The following is a 24975-nucleotide window of genomic DNA, read 5'->3' as shown; positions in this document are numbered from 1 at the left end:
AGACTGAAGTTTGCTGGTTGATAAGAACTGAAGTTAGCGGAATGAGGGGCTATAGGAAGGGAATAGGGAATTGCCTCTGTAAATAGCCGTAAGCATTTCCAGGACAGGGTTGCCCTGGGAATTCGTTTGGAAGGGAGCATGTGCGGATGGTTCGGTTAGTTACCAAAGACCTGAACGTTGCCTATGAGCAACGTCTTATTGTAGAAAATTTGAATATAGCCATTCCTACTGGAAAAATAACCGCTTTAGTCGGTTCTAACGGTTCGGGCAAATCGACGATTTTGAAGTCTATGGCGCGGATTTTGAAGCCAGCTGGAGGACAGGTGTTCCTGGACGGCAAGTCGATCCACCAGCAGACGACCAAGGAAGTGGCGAAGCAGCTTGCCATTTTGCCGCAAAATCCTACGGCTCCAGATGGAGTCACGGTGAGCGAATTGGTCTCGTACGGGCGGTTTCCACATCAGAAGGGATTTGGCACGATAAGCCTTGAAGATAAGAAAGTGATTCACTGGGCAATCGAGGTCACAGGTATGACCGAATTCGTTGATCGCCCTGTCGATCATCTCTCGGGAGGACAGCGCCAACGGGCGTGGATCGCCATGGCTTTGGCGCAGCAGACGGAAATTTTGTTCCTGGATGAGCCGACCACCTTTCTGGATATGGCTCACCAATTAGAGGTGTTGAAGCTGCTACAGAAGCTGAACGAAGAGGAAGGAAGGACCATCATCATGGTCGTTCACGACTTGAACCATGCGACCCGATATGCACAGCATATGGTTGCGATTCAGCGTGGGAAAGTGGTGAGTGAGGGGGCGCCGGAAACGGTCGTGACACACGAGGTGCTTCGTCAAGTGTTCGGTATCGAGGCTAACATAATTCAGGATCCGGTTACTGGGGTGCCTCTGTGTTTGCCATATGAACTGGTCAGCAGTTAGTTAGCTGGCGGCATAACCGTAGTAAGAGGAGGCTCGCAGCGCTTTGGCTGTGAGCCTTTTTTGGCGATGAGATAAATTGGGAAATGTATCAAGGTGCGGCCGTCGTCAGACATCTGGTGCAAATGTTCGGCATGCACTATAATATAAGGTATATGTATTATTTAAACGTTTCAATTAATCAGACGCGTTCACAACGCGGACGGGAAATGAATGGAGAGATCCTATGACGACAGCACAGTCTCAACTTGTAAACGCTCCAGAAATCGTGACCTTCGGCGAAACGATGGCGTTGCTCATGCCTACGAACGGCAAAGGTTTGGAATATGCGTCCGAACTGCACAGCTTGTTCGGCGGCGCTGAAAGCAATGTAGCCATTGGCGCATCCCGGCTTGGCGCAAAGGTCGGCTGGTTCGGACGATTAGGCAAAGATCCGTTGGGACGGATGATTTTCAAAAAAATTCGCGGCGAAGGCGTCGACGTTACTCGCGCAGAACTGACGGCGGATGCGCCCACCGGTCTTATGATGCGGGAAGTGCTTATGGGCAAAACATCGGTGTATTACTATCGAAAAAATTCCGCTGCAAGCCGCATGACTGCGGGGCATTTGGATGAAAGTTATATCGCTGGAGCGAAAATTCTGCATATCACAGGCATCACGCCTGCTTTGAGCGAGTCTTGCAAAGAGACCGTGTTCGAAGCGGTGCGTATAGCTCGCAAGCATGGCGTTAAGGTGAGTTTCGATCCTAACCTTCGTTTGAAGCTGTGGAGCATTGAAGAGGCTCGCGGAGTATTGCTGGAGCTGGCGAAGCTAGCGGATATCTTCCTGCCGGGCTTGGATGAGCTGAAGCTGCTTTACCAAACGGAAGACTGGAATGAGATTGTGAGCAAGCTGCGTGAATTGTCGGCGGTCTCCATTGTAAAAGGCGGAGAGGACGAGACCTATGTTGTCGATCAGCAGACGGTAACGGCAGTGCCTTATTTCAAGGCGGAGCAGGTGGTGGATACAGTTGGAGCGGGCGATGGCTTTTGTGCGGGCTTTTTGACGGGCGTTATCAAAGGATATGAGTACCCGGAAGCGGTGCGTATCGGGAATCTGGTAGGCTCGCTGATCGTTCAAACCGAAGGCGATTGGGAAGGCGCACCGACTTGGGAGCAAGTCGAAGCGATTCTAAATGACGTTAAACATATCGAACGTTAACCATGAGGGTAGAAACCATAGAGGGGTAATTTCAGATGAAAAAAATCCAATTAATCCAGCAAATCACACAAGAAGGCGTCGTCGCCGTACTGCGCGGCGAAACGCCGGAAGAAGTCGTGGAAATGGCCGATCAGGCCATTGCCGGCGGCATTAAGGTCATCGAAGTGACGATGACCGTGCCTTTCGCGCTGCGCGCCATCGAGGAGCTCGCGAAGCGCTACTCGAGCACAGCGCAGGACGCGGCGAAGTACGCGATCATCGGGGTGGGCACAGCCCTTGACCCCGAGACGGCGCGAGCCGCGATTCTCAGCGGGGCCGAATTCGTCGTCGGCCCCTCGCTCAACCCGAACACGGTTGCGCTCTGCAACCGTTACCGCGTGCCCGTCATGCCAGGCTGCATGACGATTGCGGACATACAGTCGGCGCTGGAGCTGGGCGTCGACATCGTGAAGCTCTTCCCGGGCAATCTCTACTCGCCCGCGATGATTAAGGCCATTAAAGGCCCGCTGCCGCAGGCTAATATCATGCCGACCGGAGGCGTCTCGCTGAGCAACCTCGGCGAGTGGATCCAAGCGGGCGCAGTAGCCGTCGGCATCGGTTCCGATTTGACCAGCGAAGCGGTCAAATCGGGAAATTACAGCCTTGTCGCTAAGAAGGCGTCTCAATATATCGAGGCCTATCAAGCGGCCAAGAAGTAGGATATGGGTGCGCTCCGTCGAAATGAGATGGAGCGTATTTTTTTTCCATCTTAAGATTGGCGAATAAACTTTCCTCTGAACGCGGTCGCTCATCTTCGAAAGACTTCGATAGAGGTTTATCTCATGGAAAAGGAAGGAGTCGAACATGGAGGTTGGTAAAGCGAGGTTGCTGCTTAAGGTGGCCAGCATGCGGTCGTCCTTGGATTTTTATAGGGATCAGTTAGGTTGGGAGTTATTGGATACAGATGTCGGTGAAGGGCATGTGATGCTGAGCATTTTGCCTGACTATCTGGTAGTACTCACTGAAGCAGCGCATTCGGAGACTTATCATGAAATAAGTCTGTCTAAGTGGCTTGCAGACAACGCGCATCGTCCTTCACATGGCGACAGCTTTTATATAAAAGCAACTTCCGTTTCGCAAGTCGAGCAGCAATTGAGAGGACGAGGCCTAGAGAACTTCGCTTATGAGGTGGACCCTGGCTCCGTACGTAAACTTTATGTTCCCACCCCTGATGGATATAGGGTGATCTATTGGGAGGAACTGTTTCCAACAGATGCGGAGGTCATGAACATGTATGAGAGAGGGGCGGCTGAGCTCGAAGCAGCTATACAGGGATTGTCAGATGTGGAGCTAGACCAAGCGGAAGCGCCTGGCAAGTGGTCAATACGCCAGCAAGTGCTCCATATGATCGACTTGGAACTTGTAACCGTGCATAAAGTGAAATTCGCGCTTGCCGAGTCTGGACGTGAGTTTGTCGGCAATGGGTTCTCGCAGGATACATGGTGCGCAGGGCTGGATTACGCGAATAGACCGATAGAATCTGAACTAGCTATGTTTCGTGCTGTACGGCAGCATATCATCGGCTTGTGCAAGCATTTACCGGGTGCTTTGCAGCGCACCGTGATAACCTCCAATTGCGAAGAATCAGTCGCAAAACTGCTGAAAATAATGTCAGGTCATGCAACCCATCACATTCGTGTGATCAATAGGATAAGAGGGATTATCGGTAAATAAGAGTTGTTTTTCACTTGCATCTGCGATAGATCGCCTTTTTGCACGGGTGAGCGGAACGTAGGTGCGTTATGCGGCGGTATTTTCGGTTGTAGGGACGTTTCGCGGAACTACCGTATCTTATGAGCAAGAAATGCTGGGTTTCAGGCATATTTCCGCTCATTTAACGCACCCTAGTTCCGCTTCAGGGGGAGAAAAGAGACGTTACCGTGGAATAAGGCCTCATAGTTCCGCCGATATCGCTGGACAAGGGGAATTGGCAGTCCGGCAGTACCTCCTCGGGTGCGCGTTGCGTCGCCACTACATGGCGGCTGTCTCACGTTTTCTTGCGAAGCTTGCGGAGGCGAAATGTACCAGGAATCTTACTCTTACATGGGTGTTCATGGATACGAATACCGAGTCGAGGCTCGATTAGGGAAAAGAGAAGAAGGCAGCACAAAGTAGGACAGAAAAGGGTGTGAGGTGGAAAAGCGATAGCGGTTGGAATCCCATACCCAATTCCCACCTATGCCTAAACGTATGGGTTTAGACGAAGGGCCAGAGCACAGCCGCAGGTTTTTCTTTTTTAAAGTTAAATTCGTTATGTCGATTTGTGTCGAAAGGAACTAATATAAGAGGGTTTTGATTAAGTTTGATCATTGCTCGTTCACAGCTGGAATAAACTGTGCTAACATACCAATTGTGATACAAAATGTATCAAATATACTAAAGGAGCGGATGATCGCTTGAAAGCGTACTACCGGAGAATTATTTGCAGTATGGCTGTCGTTTGTATCTTACTCGCTAATAGCTACTCAGTATTAGCAGCGGAAGACAAGACAGCGTCCACTAACCCCAACCTACTACTAGATGCGTCATACCAGAAGAACGCGATCTCTACAAACACCGTAGATTTGCTAAAAAATAAAGGTTTTCTAGTTACTGAACAGAAGGATGCGCAAGGGCCTCGCTTTTTGATGGGCAAGCTGTCCGGAGAATTAAAAACAGATCAAGCGGTTGTAGACTATCTATCCCTGAATAAACAGGTATTTGGCTTTCAAAGTCCTTCCAAGCAGCTAAGCTTATTAAAAAAGGATGAAGATCAAATAGGAGGAAGCCATTACTTGTACCAGCAGCAATTCGAAGGCCTTCCGATATATGGGAAGTACATCAAAGTTAATATGGATAAGGGGCGGCAGATCTCTTCTATCACCAATCAGCTTGAAGCGACACTAGAAACGAAACTATCAATAAATACTCATGCTGACATAAGCGGAAAACAAGCGATCGATGCCTTGGTCAAGTCCATTGAGAAGGAGATCGGGAGTCCTATCCAGCTTGGGGGCAAGCTTGGCGATAAAGAAGTGCCTCAACCAACCGCACAATTAATCATCTACCCCTACAAGGGGATAACTTACCTTGCTTATGAGATTAAACTGGCCTATTTGAACCCGTCCATTGGCGACAGGATTGGCTATGTGGATGCTCACACAGGAGAGGTTGTGCATACGTATAGCGGCATTCAACATGCTGGGCCGACAACATCGGACAATGTTGGTTTCCGTGGTGATCATAAGACCTTGAACATATTTCAAGAGGCAACTAATAATAAGTACTATTTAATTGATTATACAAAGCCTATGTATAACGGGACTAAAGGAGTAATCCTAACATCCGATTTTTTACAATATAACGGTGGTCCAAATTCTTTTAATGCTAGAGTTATTAACAGCTCTATTCCAGTTTTTAATTCTATTGCAGGCGCGACAGCTTCTCATGCGGTAGATGCTCATTACAACGCAGGAATTGTTTATGATTACTATATAAAAGAGCTGGGCCGCAACAGTATCGACGGCGCTGGCATGGATATTTTATCTTTTGTGCATGTGCCTAATTTGGACGGGACTGTTCAGGAAAATGCATTTTGGTCCGATGGCTACCAAGCGATGTTTTATGGAGACGGCGGACCGAATCGATGCTATGCCTGCGCTCTGGATGTGGTTGCTCATGAAATGACGCACGGCGTCACATCCAAAACGGCTGGTTTGGTATATGAGAATCAACCTGGCGCCTTAAATGAATCATTCTCAGATATGATGGGTGCCGTGATTGATGCTGACGATTGGGAAATGGGTGAAGATGTTGGTATCAGCAATCGGGATAGTGCGCGAAGCATGGCTGATCCTCATCTCTATGATCAACCTGCTCAAATGTCAGAATATTTCACATTTGCGGACAATAGAGATGGGGATTACGGCGGAGTCCACAAGAATAGCGGTATTCCGAATCACGCTGCTTATTTAATAGCTAAGAAAATCGATGAGGCACATATTCCGAATTGGAGTGGTAAGAGGTTGCTGGGTCATCTTGCATATCAAGCTTTGCATCATTTGACCCCCGTTTCTGAATTTGAAGACGCACGGGACGCTTTTGTCGCAGCTGTTTCTGAATGGGGATTGGCTAATTCAGGACCAGCTCCGACTGGGCTAGATCCCCAAGTAATTAACGGTGTAAGGGATGCGGTTATCCAAGCATGGAGTGAAGTTGGTCTTCCATACAATAGTCTTCGTGCAGGCAACGATATTGTCTCTTTTACGATTCCATCGTTAATTAATCCGCCGGAATATGAGTATTCCACACAACTTGATGCATTAAATCATACGGTTATCTACCATGTGCCACTTGGACAAGACGTTACTCATGTGTCACCGATCATCGAAATATCGGCAAAGGCATCTATTTCTCCGCTATCTGGAACTGCTCGAGACTTTTCAAAACCAGTGACTTATACGGTTACAGCTGAAAATGGAAGCTCCCAGGTATGGAAAGTGATCGTTGCGCAAGGGGCAGATAACACGGCTCCAATTTTCAAAAATTCGTCGATTAGCCGCGACAATAAAACAGTGACAGCCGCTTTTAATGAAGATGTGCTCGACAACTGGGCAGAATTCAATGGAGTTAAATTAATTAGAGGGAAAATATCTCTGTACGACAATGCTGCTTTGACCAATAAACGGGATCTGGGCGCGTCAGATTCGGTTGAAGTACGCGACGGCAAATTAAGTATTTCTTTTGCTCAGCCGATTCCAGGCCCTTTGTATATCCGTGTGGACTCGGGAGCGATTAGAAACGTATTTGATAATGCGATTACAAGCCCTGTTGATTTCCGAGTTTTGGCTTCACCGGGTGTTAGTGTGTCGAATGCAAGTATCAAAGCAACAGGGGAACCAGGCGCATCAATCTCCTTATATAATAATGATACCAATAAACGAATTGATTCTTTAATTGCAGGGGCCAATGGAGAGGTATACTTTAATCTTCCTCCAGCGGGTACCTACTTCGTGAAACAATATCTTTCCGGATTCGATAGTTTGGCAAGCCCGGTATTAGACACTGCGCCTCCTACAACTGTTTCTTTTAGGATTGCAGGTGTAACGGAGAACTCCGTTTCCGTCGAATGGGACGGAGCCACAGATAATGTAGCGGTTGCAGGCTACGAAGTAGCTGCGTATAACAGCGACGAAGGCATTGCAGAAGCTGCAACGGTACCGGCGGCAGTCAGATCGTATCCGTTGCAGAATTTGAAACCAGGGACGACTTACTTGATTTCAGTTAAAGCTATTGATACTTCTGGCAACAAATCACTTGGCGGTGCATTATTCCCTGCAAAGACAACTTCTATTAACGCTCAGCATAAACCTGTATGGTCACCTGTTCGTTATGTAGCGCTAGGTGATTCTTTGGCCGCGGGCGTTACGCCACAGAGCGGCATCAGCAAAGGGTACGCGAATTTTCTTGCAGACAAATTAGCAGAAGCGGGTGTTCTGATTAACTTTAACAAAAATTTTCCGGTCCCCGGCTATACGACTGCCGATGTACTGCAGGATGTAAGGGATAACGTAACGGGAGGTAACGTAAGACTTCCTACGAATCCGCCTATTAAAACCGTACTGTCTCAGGCAGACATTGTCACTTTGGATGCCGGAGGCAATGATTTGCTGAAGATTAACGGAACGAATGACCAGGTCCTTGTAGCTTCAACTTTACAGAATATCCGAACTAATAATTCAGCAACCATTGATGAAATCAAAGCTATTAATCCTCATGCACAAATCTACTTAATGGGCTACTATAATCCGTTTCCTCGTCTGCAGGGAGCGGATAAAGAAAAGGCCATCGCACTTATAAATGCGCTTAATGAAACTTTGCAGGCAGTTGCTGTGACGAAAGGAGTTTCATTTGTTCCGGTTAAAGATGTGATTGCAGCAGATGAGTTGACCTTCTTGCCAAACCCTCTCAATGTTCACTTGAGCCAGGGAGGGTATCAAGCCATTGCCGATCAATTTTGGAACGCTATGAAGGATCATTTGCCGGAAAAAGCTAGCTTGACCGCGTCTGACATCACCCAAGAGGGAGTTACACTGACATGGACAGCGGCAAGTGACGATGTGGGTGTAACAGGCTACAAGATTATGCGAGATGGAGCTCAGATAGCTACTGTAACGGGTAATGTATACCAGGTTGCAGGGTTGACAGCTGGAACACCATACTCGTTTAAAGTAGAAGCCTTTGATGCGTCGAACAACACCACAACTGACGGTCCATCGGCATCAATAACAACGCTTACTGATCAAACACCTCCGCAAGGAGATACGCAAGCTCCGACATGGCCACAGAATAAGTCGCTGACTGTCTCTGGTGTGACTCAAACGGCAGCAACCCTTACATGGACACCAGCAAGCGATAATACAGCTGTAACGAGCTATAAAATTTTCAAAAATAATGCTGAAGCGACGACTGTGTCAGGAAGTGTTTACAGCTATGAATTTACTAACCTTTCTGCGAATACAGCCTATTCATTCAAGGTCGAAGCAGGAGATGCTCATAATAACTTGTCCACAGATGGGCCGACGGTAACCGTTCAAACTTACGCAAGTCCAAGCCCAGGCGGTGGAGGCGGCGGTGGAGGTGGCTGGATTTCAGAAATTGAAGAGACAAAAACGGGAATCAAATTGTTAAAAGGCGCCTATACCTTCAGTACAATTACCGAAAATGGTCAGATTTTCAACCAATTTACGGTGTCGGATAGCGCCTTGAAACAAGCTTTTGAGAAGCTTGCCAATAAGCCGGCAGGTGCACGTACGATATCTCTGCAAACCGATGAAAAAGGTGCGTTCGTCGTTGTATTGCCTTTCGCGCCGCTTTCGAAAGGGACGCAATCCGTCAAGGATGCTAACTTTATCTCGCAGTCCGCAGATGGCTATGTGAGTCAATTGGATATTTCAGCATGGTTATCAAAAGTCACTAAGCTTGGCGACACAACGGATACGGATAAGGTATTTGTTCGCTTGAAGTTCAAGCCGGCAAATGAGCAGACAGCGGAACAGTTGAAGAACAAAGCGCTTCAATCAGGCGCTTCTTCCGTGGAGATTCCTTTCGAAACAGCCATAGATTTAGATATCAAAGGGAAGAAAATTCCTCTTCAAGCAATAACCAATCAACTGCCAACACTGGATCTGGAATGGAAACTGAAGAATGCTGTAGATCCTGCAAAAGCATTTGTAGTAAGCTATAATGCTGCAACAGGGGGCTTCCGGATGATACCTTCGAAGTTCTCAGTGGCGAATGGCGCTACGTTTGTGAAGATTCCATCTGAAACGTCAGGTACGATTGCAGTTCTAATTGTCAATAAGAGCTTCACAGATTTGAATGGACACTGGGCGCAAAAAGATGTTGAACTGCTTGCTTCCAAATTATTGATTGAAGGTGTATCCGCGGGTTCATTCGATCCTGATGCCCAAATGACGCGCAGTCAATTTATTACACTGCTTGTTCGCACCTTAGGTCTAGAGAGTCCATCCACATCTGAAGTCGAGTTTACGGATGTAAAAGGATCTGATTGGTTCTCAGGAAGCGTCCGTGCTGCTGTTGAGGCTGATCTTGTGAACGGATTTAGCGACGGCAGCTTCAAGCCGGATGCACCGATTACGCGTTCCGAGATGGCGGTTGTGCTCTCTAGAGCGTTAAAGCTCAAGGGCAGCGATCCAAAGAAACTTGATGCCGCTCAGCAAGTAGCCAGCTTTGGCGATCGTGAGTCGATTCCGGATTGGGCAGAAGCCGCGATATCGCACATGGTTGAAACTGGCATTATTGAAGGCACAAATGGAGGCAACTTTGCACCAAATGATTTTGCTACACGCGCACAGTCCGCAGTGATGTTGAAACGTATGCTGCAGCACTTGCAATTGCTTCCTTAAACGACAAAGAAGGCGCCTGCTTCGAAAGAAGCGGGCGCTTTTTTTGTGCCAGAATGATTAAACCCTTTACAGAACTAAAGCAGTAGGGATGCCCTTTTTCTTCCAGTAAGTATATGTCGACAGGTATGTGCGTGACGAGCTCGCAGAGCGGGGAGATTCTGCACGCATCGTGTGGCACGAGCATTTGACATGATGGGCGTAGAAGATCGGGAAGTGAGACAGCGGTTTGGATCACCCAATATCGCCTCAATCTGCGATAGATTGTCTTTTTACACGGGTGAGCGGAACGTAGGTGCATTATGCGGCGGTATTTTCGGTTGTAGGGACGTTTCGCGGAACTACCGTGCGTTATGAGCAGGAAATTCTGGGTTTTAGGCGCAATTTCGCTCAGTTAACGCACCCTAGTTCCGCTTCAAGGGGAGAAAAGGGACGTTATTATGGAATAAGGCATCGTAGTTCCGTCGATATCGCTGTGCATGGCGCTGTATATGGGCAATTGACGGTCTGGCAGCATCTCCTTTGTTTTCTTGCGAAGCATGAGGAGGCGAAATGTACCCGGAATCTATATGGGTTTTCATGGATGAGTATCGGATTGAAAAACGAATCAGGGGAAGGAAAGTGGAAGCTAGCACAAACGGAACAGATGAGGGAATGAATATGGGGTGGAAAAGCGACAGCGGTTGGAACCCCATATCCAATTCTTATGCGTTTAACTGGTAAAAACCAGGACAAGGCTTAAAGGTATGGGGAAGTAGGGAGGATATCAAAAAAACCAAGAGCGAGGCGCTCTTGGTTGATCATTGTATTTGTCATATAAACTTGTTACAATAAAGAGTGAATGTTTATATTAGGAATAAATAACATTTTTATCCTAATTTAATTATATCATCAAATCTCCCCCTATGTCAAGTGACATAAAAATCTTATGGAATGAGGCGTTTGTATGAGTTTGAGCGAGCAGGAATGGGCAAAAGAAGAGCAGAGAGTCCGGGAAGTTACAACTAAGATACACGAGCAAATCGAGAGCTTCGAGGTCGAAGTCGGTCTGGTGAAATCCGATGTCGTGGAAATCCGGAAGCATTATTGGGATGAAGTTACGGTTGATTTTAGCTCGAGCGACGATGTGATTGAGTCCTTTGCAAGCATGAAACAGCAAGCGGAGCTGCTATCTGAACGCGAACGCAGTCACCGGCATGCCGCGGCTGCAATTGGGAAACTGAAGCGTCTTGTACGTTCGCCCTATTTCGGGCGGGTAGATTTTGAGGAGCAGGGAGAGCGGACGGCGGAGCCGATTTATTTAGGCATTGCCAGCTTTTTGGATGAGAAGGATGATACTTATCTCGTATATGACTGGCGAGCGCCTATCTCCAGCTTGTATTACGATTACGCCCCCGGCGAGGCTTTATATGAGACGCCAAACGGAACTGTGAAGGGTGAAATGCTGCTTAAGCGGCAATATGTCATCCATGGCGGTCATATCGCGTTCATGTTTGATACCGGAGTAACCATCGGGGATGAACTTTTGAAGCAGGTGCTGAGCCGCAGCTCTGACGCTCAAATGAAGACGATTGTGGCAACGATACAAAAAGAACAGAACCGAATTATCCGCAACGACCACAGTCGGATGCTTATTGTGCAAGGGGCCGCAGGCAGTGGCAAAACATCGGCTGCATTGCAGCGAGTCGCCTACTTGCTCTACAAGCACAGAGAGACGCTCCAGGCCGATCAGATGGTGCTCTTTTCACCGAATCCGCTCTTCAACAGTTATGTTTCGACGGTTTTGCCCGAATTGGGTGAAGAGAATATGCAGCAGACGACGTTTCAAGCGTACTTGGAGCATCGGCTCGGCGATGAGTATGAGGTTGAGGATTGTTTTACGCAGCTGGAGTATATGTTGACAGGTGTTAAGCAGGGGGATGAGTCTTTATCCGATGGGAGTCTCACAGGCAGTATTCAAGCCGCAGAGGCTGCCTACGAGGCTCGTTTGGCGGGTATTCAGTATAAATCGTCCATTCCGTTCCTGCAGGTTATCGGTGCCTATAAACTGCATTTGCTGCGCGAAGATATGAGGTTCCAACCGATCGTGTTCCGGGACAAAGAAATCGTCACTGCTGCCCAAATGCTGAAGCGGTTTTATAGCTTCGATGGGGCCTACCGGCTGCCGAATCGGATTGAAGCCATGCACGGCTGGCTGCTTGAACGTCTGGATGAAATCGCCGAGCGGGAGCTGGAAGCAGGCTGGGTGGAAGATGAGATGGAGCTGCTCAGCAGCGACGATTACCATCGGGCCTACGCAAAGCAGCGCCGGGTGAAAGGCGGGAGGGGCGCGACGTTCGACGATTTTGAAAAAGAAAAGAAGCTGCTGGCGCGGTTCGTCGTTCAGCAGCACTTAAAGCCGGTGCGCGAAGCGATTAAACGGCTAAGCTTTGTGGATATGACAGGGCTATACACGCAGCTGTTCAGCAAGCGGGAATTAGCCCTGAGCTTGATGAGCGGCGATGAGAAGGAGATGCCGCAGGAATGGCCTGAGATCTGCGAGCAGACGATCCAGGAGCTGGCAGAGGCTAAGCTGCCGTATGAGGATGCGACGCCTTTCCTGTACTTGATGGAAGAGGTGCAGGGCTTCCATACGAATAATGCTGTGCGCCACGTCATCGTTGATGAGGCGCAGGACTATTCCCCGGTTCAGCTGGAATATCTCAAACGGCTGTTCCCTCGCTGCCGGATGACGGCGCTGGGCGATCTGAATCAGGCGATCTATTCGCACGCTTCCGCGTACAGCGAAATCGATCCGATCGCCGCTTTATACGGGCAGGATCAGACGGAAGTGATCCGTCTGATCCGCAGTTATCGCTCCACGCGCGAGATCGTGGAGTTCACCCGCGGCATCGTGCCAGGCGGCGATGCCATCGAGCCCTTCACCCGCGGCGGCGCGAAGCCGCAAGTGATCAGAACCAGCGATCGCGAAGAGCTGCATAGCCTGCTGTCAGCCGAGATCGATCGGCTGCTCGGCGAGGGCTATGCGTCAATCGCGATCATCGCCAAGACCGCGAGCGAAAGCGCGCTCGCGTACAACGCCTTAATCCCGCAGCTGCAAGCGCCGCTGCGGCTGATCACGAAGTTCAGCCCTGCGTTCGAGCAGGGCGTGCTGGTCATCCCTTCGTATCTCGCGAAGGGAGTCGAGTTCGATGCCGTCCTTATCTACGATGGCTCCAGCCATCTGTACGGACGGGAGAGCGAACGCAAGCTGTTTTATACGGCTTGCACGAGAGCTATGCATAAACTCCAAATTTTCACGCTGGGCGAACCGAGCGAATTCATTACCTCACAGCCGCCTACCACGTATGAGTTGAGTTAGCGCAGAGCAACATTGTTTGCCTAGTTCCGCTATGTACTACTTCATCTGTAAAAACAACCTCCATATCCAAATCTAGCAGTGGGATAGGAGGTTGTTTAGCTGAACTTCGAGTGAACTTTCCAGTTATCTATTCGCTTCGCTAGCCAGCTCCTCCAGCGATTTCACTTTGCCATGCGGATGCTGCGCTTGCTTACGGCTTTTCCATGCTGCTTCTTCGCGGCGTTTTTGATGGCTCATAGGTAGGATACCTCCGGTAAGAATATTGGATTGCTCTATTAAAATCCCGTAATGCCGCCGACTTTATACGAGATATCTTTTGGTAAGACGGTCGTCTATCCTCCAAAAAAGAAAACCTCTACACGGCGCCTAGGCGTTATGTAGAGGTCTGATTTATATTTCTTACTACTCCGTAGCAACGGATTGGTCAGCTTGCATGTTGACCGGGGAGATACGGACGAAGTTTCCTTCAAGGTTGCTGAGCAGAACTTCGATTTTCTCTGCGGCTTCGGATTGACCGGAACCAGCGAGTTCATCGCGGTATGCAGTAAGCAGCTCCGTGAGATCTTTTTTACTTTGTACGCCGATAGGCTCAAGTTTTACTTTTGCGCCTTTGGCGATACGACGCTCGATCGCTTTCTCATCGAGACCCATTTCTGGAACGAGGCGTTGGTAGATCACGCCGCCAGTCATACCTGCGCAGATCCATGGACCTGGATCGCCCATAACTACAGCGCGGCCATTCGTCATGTACTCGAATGCGAAGCCTTTGAGGTTCGCGCGAGCTGCGAGTCCGCCAAGCTCATCTTGAAGCGGAGTCGTGATTTCTCCACCGAATACAACGTCAGCACCCGAGAAACGGATACATGCGCGAGTATCAGCGCCGCCTTGGATCAAGAATAGGCCTTTTTGAGCACCGTAACCGAAGGATTTACCTACGCTACCGTTAATGAACGATTTATTTTTGCTCAGTGATTTCAAGATAGCGACTTTACCGCCGAATGCCATTTTACCAAGACCGTCTTCAGCACCGCCGTGAACGGTAATGTCTACGCCGCGAGCATTGAAAGCAGCCAGACCGTTACCTGGTACGGAACCGTCAACAAGGTTAAGCGAGAAGTTAGGTAACTCGTCGTAGCTGCCGTCGAAACGGTCTCTTACGCGATGGCTGGAATAACGTGTTCCGAGAATACGGGATTCCGCATCCACTTTGGACCAGTTGCGTACGATTGGAGCGTCGAGAGCCAAGGTATCCGGGAAGAACTCTTGACCTTCGGCGCCAACTGCGATACGGATATCGGACGATACCGCTGCATCTTCTTGCGCTCTCTCTTCAGCAGAGATGAATTGCAATGGAGCCGGGCGTAAAATGTCGGACAAGTCGATACGCTCTTGGTGGTTGATTTGCTGAAGCAAATCGGAACGGCCAACGAGATCTTGCAAGCTTTTGAAACCAAGGGAAGCAACGATTTCACGTACTTCTTCACCCATTGAGCCGAACAAACGAACCAAGCTGTCAACAGCCAAATCGTATTGACGCGGCACGAAGCGGCGAAGACCTTTCTCTTCAGCTTCTTCCATGGAATCGATTTGCGTTGCGATACCTACGTGGCAAGTGTCCAAGTGACAGCCGCGACAAGTTGTACAACCGATCGATTGCATAGCGATACTGCCGAATCCGGCGCGGTTTGCACCGAGCATAACCATTTTTACAACGTCAGCGCCGGATTTCAGGCCGCCGTCTGACCACAGTTCTACGCGGTGGCGCAGACCTGCTTCAATCAAAGCAACGTGAGCAAGTTTCGTTCCGATTTCCGTAGGGAGACCTACGTGAGTCAAGGAGTGAATACGCGCCGCACCTGTACCGCCGTCAAAACCGGACAACGTAATCACGTCAGCGCCCGCTTTAGCGACACCAACCGCGATTGTGCCGATACCTGGAACAACCGGGATTTTTACGATGATTTTGGCTTTACGTCCGCTTCCTTCTTTCAACTCGGAAATAATTTGCGCCAAATCCTCGATCGAATAAATATCATGGTTGTTTGAAGGCGAGATCAGGTCGGAACCGATCGTTGCATTACGAGCAGCCGCGATCTTCGCTGTAACTTTGGAACCTGGCAAGTGACCGCCTTCGCCCGGTTTTGCGCCTTGACCGATTTTGATTTCAAGGAAAGCAACTGCGTTAGCAAGCTCTACGTTAACACCGAAACGTCCGGATGCCACTTGCGCGCCGCGCGTTTTTTTGTAACGGCCCAGCATATCTTTAATCTCTCCGCCCTCACCGTTCATGGTAACCATGTTAAGGCGTTCGCCTGCTTCGGCGTAGGCACGGAAAGCTGTCTCATTCTGTGAACCGAAGGACATAGAGGAAATCAACATCGGCAAGGAGTGACCGCCAATCGAAATGTCCACTTGGGACGGTTCGAGGGCTTTACGGCCTTCGCTCAGTGCTTTCTCGAAGTTGAATCCAGCAATGTGTCGGATCGAGATTGGGTTTTTCAATTCTTCTTCACGCAGTTTGTCGCGGTAGTCGCTGTAAGGAGCTGCTCCGGAAGCGGCATCGCCTAATGCTTTCCACATACGTTGGAAGAAACGGAAGTTCTTCGCTGCTTTCGCTTTCGGGTTCGTGAAATCCACATAACGCGCTTCCGCTTCAGCCTCAAGCTGCGCGAAACCAGTTCCGCCTTTTTCACTACCGAGGTAGTTCACGATATCAAGCACCTCAGCCACTTCCGGATGGAAGCCGATGGAGGAGAAGAAACGTGTGTAACCGCGAAGCTCATGCGTACCGATTGTGGAAATGACTTTCTCCAGACCTTTGCTTAGAGCTGCATATACTTTACGAGCTGCTGCCGCGTTGCCTTCTTTATCCGATGCTGTCGAGAACAACAGGTAAGGGGAGATTACGTCCGCGCCCAGACCGCACGCAACTGCGATATCATGCAGGTTACGGATCGCTGCGGAACGCAACACGATCGTAACGTGACGGCGCAGGTTGTCGCCGAATTCGAGTTTCTCTGCGCGCAATGCGATATCCAGCTTGGAAATGACCAAATGCGGTTCAAGCCACAAGCGATCATTTTGATGAGCGTCAGCGTCATCCAGCACGATTAATGCCGCGCCGGCTTTTGCAGCAGCAATAGCGTCGGCAGCGATTTTATCCAAGCCAGCACTCAGGGAAGTGCCTCTTGCAAATGTTGCGGAAAGCTTAACTACTTTGTTGTCGCCTTGTGCGCGGAACAGAGTCAATAGTTGCTCGTAGGACGGCTGGGACAAGTGCTCTTCACTGTCGATTCCATTAGTGCCTTCAAGTACTAGCGGAGCCAAAAGCTCGAGTCGCAAGTTGCCGTCAACCTGTGAATAAACAGCAGGGCGGGCACCAGCCACTACGCGTGTGGAGAAATGCTCCATCTCACGGTCACGGTCGATCGCCGGGTTGGTTACAACCGCTACGCTTTCTTTAATGAAGTCAGGCACGTTTTGACGCTCCCATGCAATTGCAGCATGAGGGGAATCGTGACCGAGGGAACGAATAGGTTCAGCGCCTGTTTCGGACATTGTTTCAATATGCGAGATACCATCGCGATCCCAACCAAAAGCACTGTACAATTGGTCAGTGGCAACGATATTTTCATTCAATTCAGCTTGTGCATCCGTTTTTGCCGGATTCAGATATTTACGAAGTCCGCCAATGTTCAGGCGTTTGCTTGCACGCTCATAAACCAAGCTTTGTACTTCATGATAAGGGATGACTTGAATGTGTTCGCCAGGTGTAAGCACGACACCGATTTTCTCGCCAGGAGCGATCGGCTTCGGATCAGCAACCATTTCGCCAACAGTAATAACACCTTGCTCGGAGGAGAAGTAGAGGGACGTGTCGCTTTCTACCATCCAAACCGGGCGAAGACCAAGAGCATCTACGCTGAAGATACATTCATTGCCGTAACGGGAAACGATACCCGCAGGACCTTGTGCGAAATGTCCCCACACTTGACGGTAGTACACATAGAGATCTTGCAGTTCCGGACGGAATTGTTTCATTTCATTAATAATAGGAGGGAATACCATTTCCATGGCTTCGAATAAGCTGAGTCCAAAACGGTGAATGAACGTTTCGATCGTACGGTTCATGTCTTGGGAGTCAGATCCGCCGCTAACGAGCGGTACGCCAACCATGTCGGCTTCGATACGAAGTTTCTTAACGGTATTAATTTCTCCGTTGTGGCCTAACAATGAGAAAGGCTGAACGCGGAAGAAGCTGGACAGTGTATTCGTAGAATAACGGTTGTGGCCGATCGTGACTTGGGAAGCGAACAAAGGATCGCGCGTATCATTAAAATACAGCGGCAAAATGCTTGCTGCGCCCAACACTTTGTAGGCAGATGTAACATTGCTTAACGTCGCAACATGAACATCGTAGTTATTTTCAATTGCAATATGAAGTTCAAAGAGATGATCAGCAACTCTTTCGGTTTTGCCGGAAATCGCAGCGATTTGCCAGAACGTAGGCTCGTCGTTCAATCCGTTTGCGCCAAGAACGCTGCTGTCTACTTGATTCTCTTGTTCAAGAATGATGGAAACGTCATGTTGCTTAAACAACGCACGGATTCCGTCTTGAATTTGAGTGACAGTCAGGTCGAGTTTGCGCGGGACAAAAATATGGGCAACAGAAAAACGGTTGTCGTAGGCTAATTTGCCATCCAACCCGGCATCTGTTAATTTCTTTTCCCAAAGGGCGCGCGGAATGTCCGTAAGAATTCCGCAGCCGTCGCCTTCGCCGTTAATAAATCCAGAACGATGTTCCATTTTTACAAGGGCATCAATCGTTTTTTGGATATTATCACGGGAAGGATGACCGTTCTTCTCAATAATACAAATAATACCGCAGCTATCATGTTCGGTTCCTAGCAGATCTTGAAAACGGCCTTCATTACGCATCAATTCATTCATTGCTCTAGGTCAGTCTCCTGACCGTCACCTCCAATATATTTGAACTCCTCTTGCATTACGCTACTTGCATTCATGCACTGCTTAAGTCCGCAAATCCCCGCATCACCCGGAAATATCGAAACAACGGTTAAATCCGAAGTATGCATGCAGTTGCATAAAAATACAAATCTGCTGAATAGCATGCCAATTCCAAGGAAATACGCCCCTTGAAATGAAGCTCTTAACGACCCGTGTAAAAGTAAGGCATGACACACAATAATATACAAATAATTTGTAAATTACGCCCTAAGTTTCTAAGAAAATACTGTGTAAACAAGACGTTTCGCGAAAAGGGTAAAAGTATTCTTAGAATAGCATGAAAAAGAAGATCCGACAATAGTCGCGCCGCTAAATCAAAAATGTAAGCGTTACCTTTTTTGCATACTGGTGAATAAAACCAATTTCCGTACAAATCAGACGGTCAAAAAAAACGAACAAACTATTGCGTTACTAGGTTCATAGTTCGTTTTTGGGACATGTAATCCCGATAGGCTAGATAGGCATAATGGCTAAATCTAACATGGTTAATGGGGTTAAATGTTGCAAACCAGGTGCATCCGAGTGCCATGCGAAAGCACCTGGTTTGATGGATGTCAGGAAAAATTTTGCTTATCGGGCCGACATTACTTTAAATGCATGGTCCGTTGCTTCCAGTGTTCGGGCCACATCCTCATCGGTGTGGGCGATGGTCAGGAACCAGGCCTCATATTTGGAAGGAGCGAGGTTGATGCCTTGCTCCAGCATCAGTCGGAAAAACTCGGCAAAGCGTTCGCCATCCGTATCCTGCGCCTGATCGTAATTCGTGACCGGATGTTCACAGAAGTGGGTTGAGAAGGCGCCGCCGATGCGGTTGACCGTCAACGCGATCCCGCGGCGTGCTGCGGATTCTGCGATGCCATCCGCAAGCGTCGCACCAAGCTGCTCGAGCTTGGTGTAAACATCTGCCTGCTGGAGCACCTGCAGGCAGGCAATCCCGGCCGAGATGGAGGCGGGGTTCCCCGCCATCGTGCCGGCCTGGTACGCAGGTCCGAGCGGCGCGACCTGCTCCATCACTTCCTTGCGGCCCCCGTAGGCGCCGATCGGCAGCCCGCCGCCGATCACTTTGCCGAGGGCCGTCAGGTCCGGTTCGATGGCGGCGAAGCGGTTCGCCATCGCGGCGGGGGCCTCCACGAGTGGGAGGCCCGCATAGGTCTGTACCGTTCCGTAATGGAAACGGAACGCCGTGATGACCTCGTCGTAGATGACGAGGGAGCCGTTCTTGCGAGCAGCCGCGCAGAGCTGCTCGAGGTAGCCGGCATGGGGCATGACCATGCCGAAGTTGCCGACGATGGGCTCGACCATGACGGCGGCCACATCTTCGCCCCAGCGCGCAAGGGCAGCTTCGAGTGCCGGGATGTCGTTGAACGGCACGGTGATGACCTCTTGCGCGATGCTTGCGGGTACGCCGGCGCTGTCCGGCGTGCCGAGCGTGGACGGCCCGGAGCCGGCCGCCACGAGCACGAGATCTGAGTGGCCGTGGTAGCACCCGGCGAACTTAATGATCTTGGTGCGCTTCGTATACGCGCGCGCTACGCGAATCGTCGTCATCACGGCCTCCGTGCCGGAGTTGACGAAACGCACTTTGTCGAGCGACGGAATCGCCGACTTCAGCATTTTGGCGAACTCGATTTCGAGTTCGGTCGGGGTCCCGTACAGCGTGCCGTTCTGCGCGGCACGGCAGATGGCCTCGGTCACATGCGGATGCGCGTGACCGGTAATGATAGGGCCGTAGGCGGCGAGGTAGTCAATGAAGCGATTGCCGTCTTCATCCCAGAAGTGCGCGCCCTGCGCGCGCTTCATGAAGACAGGTGCGCCGCCGCCCACAGCTTTGAATGAGCGGGAGGGGCTGTTAACGCCGCCCACGATATGCTGGAGAGCTTCTTGATACAACTGTTCGGATCTTTTACGTTCCATAAGTAAATTCATTCCTTTATATGTAGTTAATCCTGTCCCGCAAAAAGCCTCTACCTACAGGGGGAGCCCGCTTGCAAGTAGAGGTTTGTAAGCATAAGTAACTTCGGAGGAGGTTGAGTTAAGACGTTTTTTTAACGTTAACGTACCAATTCTCAGTCTGTTACTGCTTTAGAAACTAGTTAGCTGCCCAAAATGTTCCTCACCGTATGAGAGTGCCTAGAGTGACCCATAACTTTGTTAATCGGATCAGATTTCCCTATCGATCTGCTTGCTTGTGCGGAACATGAATGCCTTATTTACATGAATGGAGTGGCATCAGACACTTTCGCGGAACGTCAGTATCTAATCGGTACGAAATTGGTGCATTCGGGCTCAAAATGGAATAAATAACGAATTGTAGTTCCGCTGCCTTGGGGTAAAAGGCAGTAATTCGAAAAATAACGAATCGTAGTTCCGTGTAGGGAATAAAAAAAGGCTGATTTAAGACGATTTTTCCAGTTCCCCCGTATAAATTCTGTTGTAAGGCCAGGTCTAGTCGCCTGTCGCCATCTCGTCAAGTCGCGCTGGACCGGCCATGCCCACCCCTAATTCTTCGTCGTCTTCACCGACGATTTGGGCGCCTGCGATGGCGATGGAGAAGGTTTCGCTGGTCCGGTGTCAGCTTCCGTTTTACCTGCAAAGAGATCTTTCACATACTGCTGAAGCTTGTCTTTGCTTGCAGTAATGACGGCTGCGCCCCGTACATTTTTCTCAATTAACAGATCGGTCGGAGGCAGCTGTGAGCTGACAATTCCGTCCGCTTTGGCTTCGTAGCCGAGGGAACCGAGCTTCAGCATGTCCGTCACGCTGAGATTCGTGTCGATATAAGGATCTATCGCATTCAGGATTCTCGGAAGCTTAATCATGGAGGAAGTCGTCTGCATTTTTTGAGCGACAGCGGTCAAAAATTTGCGTTGACGCTCGGTACGTGAGAAATCCGATAATGCGTCGTGGCGGAACCGTACGTATTGCAGAGCTGTATTACCATCCAGATGCTGCTTTCCTTTTTTTAAATTAATATCGTAAACGTGATCATCCTCGGAGTCGGAATACTTCATATCTTTTTCAACATCAATATCAATTCCGCCGACTGCGTCAATGAGTGCAATAAATCCTTTGAAATCGGTGTACACATAATATTGAATCGGTATGCCAAGCAGATCGCTGACTGTCTTCATGGCCAAGTTCGGCCCGCCTGTAGTGATGGCGGTGTTAATGCGGTCTTCGCCTTCGCCAGGAATTTTCACATATGTATCTCTAAGGATGGAGAACAAGTGAGCTTTCTTGGTCACGGGGTCGATAGAAGCGAGCATAATGCTGTCTGAACGGGGCAGTTCATTCTTCTTCATGCCGCGCGAATCGCCGCCAAGGATCAAGATATTGACGCGTTGCTTGCCTTCCCATTTGGGCGGGATGTACTTCTCTCCCTTTTCTTTGAGTGCCTGGCTGATGATAGGACCGCCACCGCCCTGCGGGGTCTCGCTTTTATCGGAAATATGTTTAGCGAAGCTATAGAACGAATAAGAGTAGTATCCAGCTATGACCATTAGCAGTAAGCCGATTAGGAGCAGTGTTCGTTTCAGTATTTTCATGCGTCTGAGCTCCTTCCTATGCGGAAAGGTAATCTGTACTTTTTATTTATACAGATTTCATGTATCATGGTTCTTAGAGCTTTCGAGGAAAACTCAATTCGTAGGCATTTGCTATAGAGTTTTTACAAAAAACGTGTTTTGTAAGCATTTGCTGTTGTACAATTCGTCTATATGAACCATATTATAGATGCTAAGAAAGTTCGATAGCAAGTTATGACGGATTTTGGAAATTGTTGTAGCCGAGTCTACAAAGACAGGGGGTAAGCCATGTTAGCGATCGATGTTCAGCAGCTTCGTAAGGAATTCCAGGTGCAGCAAAGCCGCGGGGGACTGAAGGGAGCTTTTCAAGATTTGTTCAAGAGAGAATACAAGCATGTAACCGCTGTGAAAGACATCAGCTTTCAAATTCCGAAGGGCGAAATTTGCGGATATATTGGTGAAAATGGCGCTGGCAAATCAACAACCATTAAGATGCTGACCGGAATTCTTGTACCGACCGCAGGGGAAATCAAAGTGAACGGATTCGTTCCCTTCAAAGAACGTGAGAAGTTCGTATCCGGCATTGGCGTGGTGTTCGGGCAACGGAGCCAGCTTTGGTGGGATATCGGCGTCGTCGAATCGTTTCAATTATTGAAGAAAGTATACAGGGTATCGGAAGCCGATTACAAAAAACGTCTCGATGAGCTCGTAGACCGCCTTCAGCTTTCTGATCTCTTGTCCAGGCCTGTGCGCAAGCTGAGCCTCGGGCAACGGATGCGCTGTGAGCTTGCCGCTTCACTCATACATAACCCGGCAATTCTGTTCCTGGATGAGCCGACAATCGGTCTGGACATCGTGGTGAAAACGGAAATTCGCGAGTTCCTCAAATCGCTGAATCAGCGCTACGAAACGACCATTTTGCTGACTACGCACGATCTTCAAGATATTGAAGCGTTATGTTCCCGCGTCATTATGCTGGATGACGGTCGCATCATCTATGATGGCGGACTCGAAGAACTGAAAGCCAAGTGGGGCAAAGGCAAGGAAGTTGTGCTTCAATTCGAATACCCGGTCACACTGCCTAAGCTTCAGGAATTGACGCAGGGCTTGGACGTGGCTTGGCAGATTGAAAATGAGCTATCCGCTAAAGTATTCATTCCGCATGAACGTGCCAATGTTTCTGAGGTGCTTGCACGTGTGGTCGGTGTCCTGCAAATTCAGGATATTAAAATCAACGAAACGAACACGGATGACATCGTCCGGGAAATTTACAAATCCGGCTCCGCTGAAGTGAAACGTCCTGAGGAAGCCAAGCAAGACGAAGGAGCAGTTACCCATGCTTAGCGCTTACTTGGAAGTCATCCGCATGCGCTTTTTGATGATGCTGGCTTACCGCGTTAATTATTACAGCGGCATTCTCATTTATGCACTTAATATTGGATCTTATTATTTCGTGTACAAGGCCATTTATGGCGAGCAGGATATGATTCAGGGCATGACGCTTGGCCAGATGACCACGTATTTGGCGGTGTCCTGGATGGGCAGAGCATTTTATTTCAATAACCTGGATCGTGAGATTGCCGGTGAAATTCGGGACGGCAGCGTAGCTATCCAGTTTATCAGGCCTTACAATTATGTGTTTGTGAAAATGATGCAGGGGCTGGGAGAAGGCATCTTTCGTATCCTTCTTTTCACAACGCCGGGCATGATTTTCGTCTGGTTGCTCTTGCCTGTTCAGTTACCGTCGGACCCGAAACTGTGGGTCATCTATCTGGTCATGCTGTTCTTCAGTTTTCTGATTAACACCCAACTGAACATTATTACTGGACTCTTTGCGTTTTTCCTGGAAAACAATGAGGGACTCATGCGCATGAAGCGTGTCGCGGTGGATCTGTTCTCGGGTTTGATTATCCCGATTTCCTTCTTTCCGGGCTGGTCCGGTTCGATCTTGGGGTGGCTGCCCTTTCAGGCGATTACCTACTTGCCAAGCGCTGTTTTCACCGGAAAAATATCAGGCTCCGAAGTGTTCCAAAAGATGGGGATTCAAGCGTTATGGTTCCTGCTTCTAATCATTCCGATCTATTTCTTATGGAACAAGTCGAGAACGCGCTTGTTTGTGCAGGGAGGGTGAAGCCATGTTCTACATATCCCTAATTGCCGACTATTTGAAAAATTACATGAAAACACGCCTCACCTACCGATCCGACTTTTGGATTGAGGTTGTTTCGGACTTGCTTTTTAACGGACTGAACTTGTTCTTCATCTTGGTCATCTTCATGCAGACGCAATCGCTCGGTGGCTGGAATCAAGCGCAGATCTTGTTCATCTATGGTTATTTTATGATCCCGTATGGCTTGTTTATCACCTTTTTTAATCTGTGGGGGTTCAGCGAACGCTATATTGTCAAGGGTGAAATGGACCGCATTCTCACGCGTCCTGCGCATAACCTGTGGCAGTTGATGCTGGAAAATTTGGACCCAGCCTCGCTTTTCAGCGCATTGGCAGGCGCGATCGTGATGATCTATTCATGGGTGAAGTTGGATCTGCCGTTCCATTGGTATGATCCGTTCATGTTCATCCTCCTTGTAGTCGGCTCTGTTCTTATTTATGCGGGTGTCTACATCGCGCTGACGTCGCTTTCCTTTTTCTCCGATGCGCCTACCGGTATTTTACCGCTTATCTGGAACATCCAGAATTACGGCCGTTATCCGGTGACGATCTATAACAAGCTGCTTCGCAGCATCTTGAGCTGGATTCTTCCATTCGCTTTTGTTGGCTTCTATCCAGCGGCCTATTTCTTGGATCCAGCGAATTGGAAGTGGTTTGCCCTATTGACGCCTGTCATGGGGATTGTTTTTAGCTTCGTGGGCCTGAGTATCTGGAACTATGGCGTCAAGCGTTACCGCGGTGCCGGTTCCTGAATGAAAAACCGTTGCTTTCGTGCACATTTCGTGCGCGGCAAGCGACGGTTTTTTTGTTATATGGG

Annotated in this window: 14 protein-coding genes; 10 read left to right on the top strand and 4 right to left on the bottom strand. The window is 49.1% G+C overall.

The window, feature by feature from the left end; translation table 11 throughout:
* Window positions 1–146: 146 nt before the first annotated feature.
* The 7 genes from ABRS97_RS25075 to helD all read left to right on the top strand — a co-directional run bounded on the left by ABRS97_RS25075 (window position 147) and on the right by helD (window position 13437).
* Complete coding sequence (locus ABRS97_RS25075; protein WP_367818521.1) at window positions 147–935, top strand: ABC transporter ATP-binding protein; 789 nt, start codon at window positions 147–149, stop codon at window positions 933–935.
* Between the two features lie 223 nt (window positions 936–1158).
* Window positions 1159–2133, top strand: a complete 975-nt coding sequence (locus ABRS97_RS25070) for a sugar kinase (protein ID WP_367818519.1) — start codon at window positions 1159–1161, stop codon at window positions 2131–2133.
* A gap of 35 nt (window positions 2134–2168) precedes the next feature.
* Entirely contained in the window at window positions 2169–2831 is a 663-nt protein-coding gene (locus ABRS97_RS25065; protein ID WP_367818517.1) for a bifunctional 2-keto-4-hydroxyglutarate aldolase/2-keto-3-deoxy-6-phosphogluconate aldolase, read from the top strand.
* Window positions 2832–2976: 145 nt separating this feature from the next.
* Complete coding sequence (locus tag ABRS97_RS25060) at window positions 2977–3846, top strand: VOC family protein (protein WP_367818515.1); 870 nt, start codon at window positions 2977–2979, stop codon at window positions 3844–3846.
* Between the two features lie 722 nt (window positions 3847–4568).
* Window positions 4569–10079 carry an S-layer homology domain-containing protein gene (locus tag ABRS97_RS25055; RefSeq protein ID WP_367818514.1) on the top strand — a complete coding sequence of 1837 codons (5511 nt, stop codon included), beginning with the start codon at window positions 4569–4571 and terminating at the stop codon, window positions 10077–10079.
* A gap of 549 nt (window positions 10080–10628) precedes the next feature.
* Window positions 10629–10799: a hypothetical protein gene (locus ABRS97_RS25050; protein ID WP_367818513.1), complete on the top strand. Its 171-nt coding sequence runs from the start codon at window positions 10629–10631 to the stop codon at window positions 10797–10799.
* A 223-nt stretch (window positions 10800–11022) separates the two neighbouring features.
* Window positions 11023–13437 (top strand): RNA polymerase recycling motor HelD, encoded by a 2415-nt coding sequence (gene helD, locus ABRS97_RS25045; RefSeq protein WP_367818511.1) that lies wholly within the window; start codon window positions 11023–11025, stop codon window positions 13435–13437.
* A 123-nt stretch (window positions 13438–13560) separates the two neighbouring features.
* Here the strand turns inward: helD and ABRS97_RS25040 are convergent, their stop codons facing one another.
* The 4 genes from ABRS97_RS25040 to ABRS97_RS25025 form a co-directional block, all read right to left on the bottom strand.
* The gene (locus ABRS97_RS25040; protein WP_367818509.1) at window positions 13561–13674 is read right to left on the bottom strand and encodes a DUF6254 family protein; all 114 of its coding nucleotides are present in this window, start codon (window positions 13672–13674) and stop codon (window positions 13561–13563) included.
* A gap of 165 nt (window positions 13675–13839) precedes the next feature.
* On the bottom strand, window positions 13840–18387 hold the full coding sequence (locus ABRS97_RS25035; RefSeq protein WP_367818508.1) for a glutamate synthase-related protein: 4548 nt from the start codon (window positions 18385–18387) through the stop codon (window positions 13840–13842).
* Window positions 18388–19035: 648 nt separating this feature from the next.
* On the bottom strand, window positions 19036–20379 hold the full coding sequence (locus ABRS97_RS25030) for a glutamate-1-semialdehyde 2,1-aminomutase (protein WP_367818506.1): 1344 nt from the start codon (window positions 20377–20379) through the stop codon (window positions 19036–19038).
* Between the two features lie 584 nt (window positions 20380–20963).
* Window positions 20964–22010: an LCP family protein gene (locus ABRS97_RS25025; protein ID WP_367818504.1), complete on the bottom strand. Its 1047-nt coding sequence runs from the start codon at window positions 22008–22010 to the stop codon at window positions 20964–20966.
* A gap of 267 nt (window positions 22011–22277) precedes the next feature.
* Between ABRS97_RS25025 and ABRS97_RS25020 the strand changes: the two genes are divergently transcribed.
* From ABRS97_RS25020 to ABRS97_RS25010, 3 genes are read left to right on the top strand one after another with little or no spacing between them, the layout of a single operon-like run.
* Window positions 22278–23333, top strand: coding sequence for an ABC transporter ATP-binding protein (locus ABRS97_RS25020; protein ID WP_367818502.1), 1056 nt, complete (start codon window positions 22278–22280; stop codon window positions 23331–23333).
* Entirely contained in the window at window positions 23326–24120 is a 795-nt protein-coding gene (locus ABRS97_RS25015) for an ABC transporter permease (RefSeq protein ID WP_367818500.1), read from the top strand. The genes ABRS97_RS25020 and ABRS97_RS25015 overlap by 8 nt, the downstream gene beginning before the upstream one ends.
* 4 nt (window positions 24121–24124) lie before the next feature.
* Complete coding sequence (locus ABRS97_RS25010; protein WP_367818499.1) at window positions 24125–24910, top strand: ABC transporter permease; 786 nt, start codon at window positions 24125–24127, stop codon at window positions 24908–24910.
* Window positions 24911–24975 lie beyond the last annotated feature (65 nt).

The organism is Paenibacillus tabacirhizosphaerae (assembly GCF_040812395.1).
GTDB lineage: Bacteria > Bacillota > Bacilli > Paenibacillales > NBRC-103111 > Paenibacillus_E.
The sequence above is the reverse complement of the archived record's forward strand: the minus strand, read 5'-3'. Positions and strand labels throughout refer to the sequence as shown.

Excerpts from the sequence above, each read along its gene's own strand:
- ABRS97_RS25060 (WP_367818515.1), top strand. The coding sequence starts at position 2,977 with ATGGAGGTTGGTAAAGCGAGGTTGCTGCTTAAGGTGGCCAGCATGCGG.
- ABRS97_RS25050 (WP_367818513.1), top strand. The coding sequence starts at position 10,629 with ATGTACCCGGAATCTATATGGGTTTTCATGGATGAGTATCGGATTGAA.
- ABRS97_RS25020 (WP_367818502.1), top strand. The coding sequence starts at position 22,278 with ATGTTAGCGATCGATGTTCAGCAGCTTCGTAAGGAATTCCAGGTGCAG.
- ABRS97_RS25070 (WP_367818519.1), top strand. The coding sequence starts at position 1,159 with ATGACGACAGCACAGTCTCAACTTGTAAACGCTCCAGAAATCGTGACC.
- ABRS97_RS25035 (WP_367818508.1), bottom strand. The coding sequence starts at position 18,387 with ATGAATGAATTGATGCGTAATGAAGGCCGTTTTCAAGATCTGCTAGGA.
- ABRS97_RS25030 (WP_367818506.1), bottom strand. The coding sequence starts at position 20,379 with ATGGAACGTAAAAGATCCGAACAGTTGTATCAAGAAGCTCTCCAGCAT.
- ABRS97_RS25025 (WP_367818504.1), bottom strand. The coding sequence starts at position 22,010 with ATGAAAATACTGAAACGAACACTGCTCCTAATCGGCTTACTGCTAATG.
- ABRS97_RS25075 (WP_367818521.1), top strand. The coding sequence starts at position 147 with ATGGTTCGGTTAGTTACCAAAGACCTGAACGTTGCCTATGAGCAACGT.
- ABRS97_RS25040 (WP_367818509.1), bottom strand. The coding sequence starts at position 13,674 with ATGAGCCATCAAAAACGCCGCGAAGAAGCAGCATGGAAAAGCCGTAAG.
- ABRS97_RS25065 (WP_367818517.1), top strand. The coding sequence starts at position 2,169 with ATGAAAAAAATCCAATTAATCCAGCAAATCACACAAGAAGGCGTCGTC.
- helD (WP_367818511.1), top strand. The coding sequence starts at position 11,023 with ATGAGTTTGAGCGAGCAGGAATGGGCAAAAGAAGAGCAGAGAGTCCGG.
- ABRS97_RS25010 (WP_367818499.1), top strand. The coding sequence starts at position 24,125 with ATGTTCTACATATCCCTAATTGCCGACTATTTGAAAAATTACATGAAA.
- ABRS97_RS25015 (WP_367818500.1), top strand. The coding sequence starts at position 23,326 with ATGCTTAGCGCTTACTTGGAAGTCATCCGCATGCGCTTTTTGATGATG.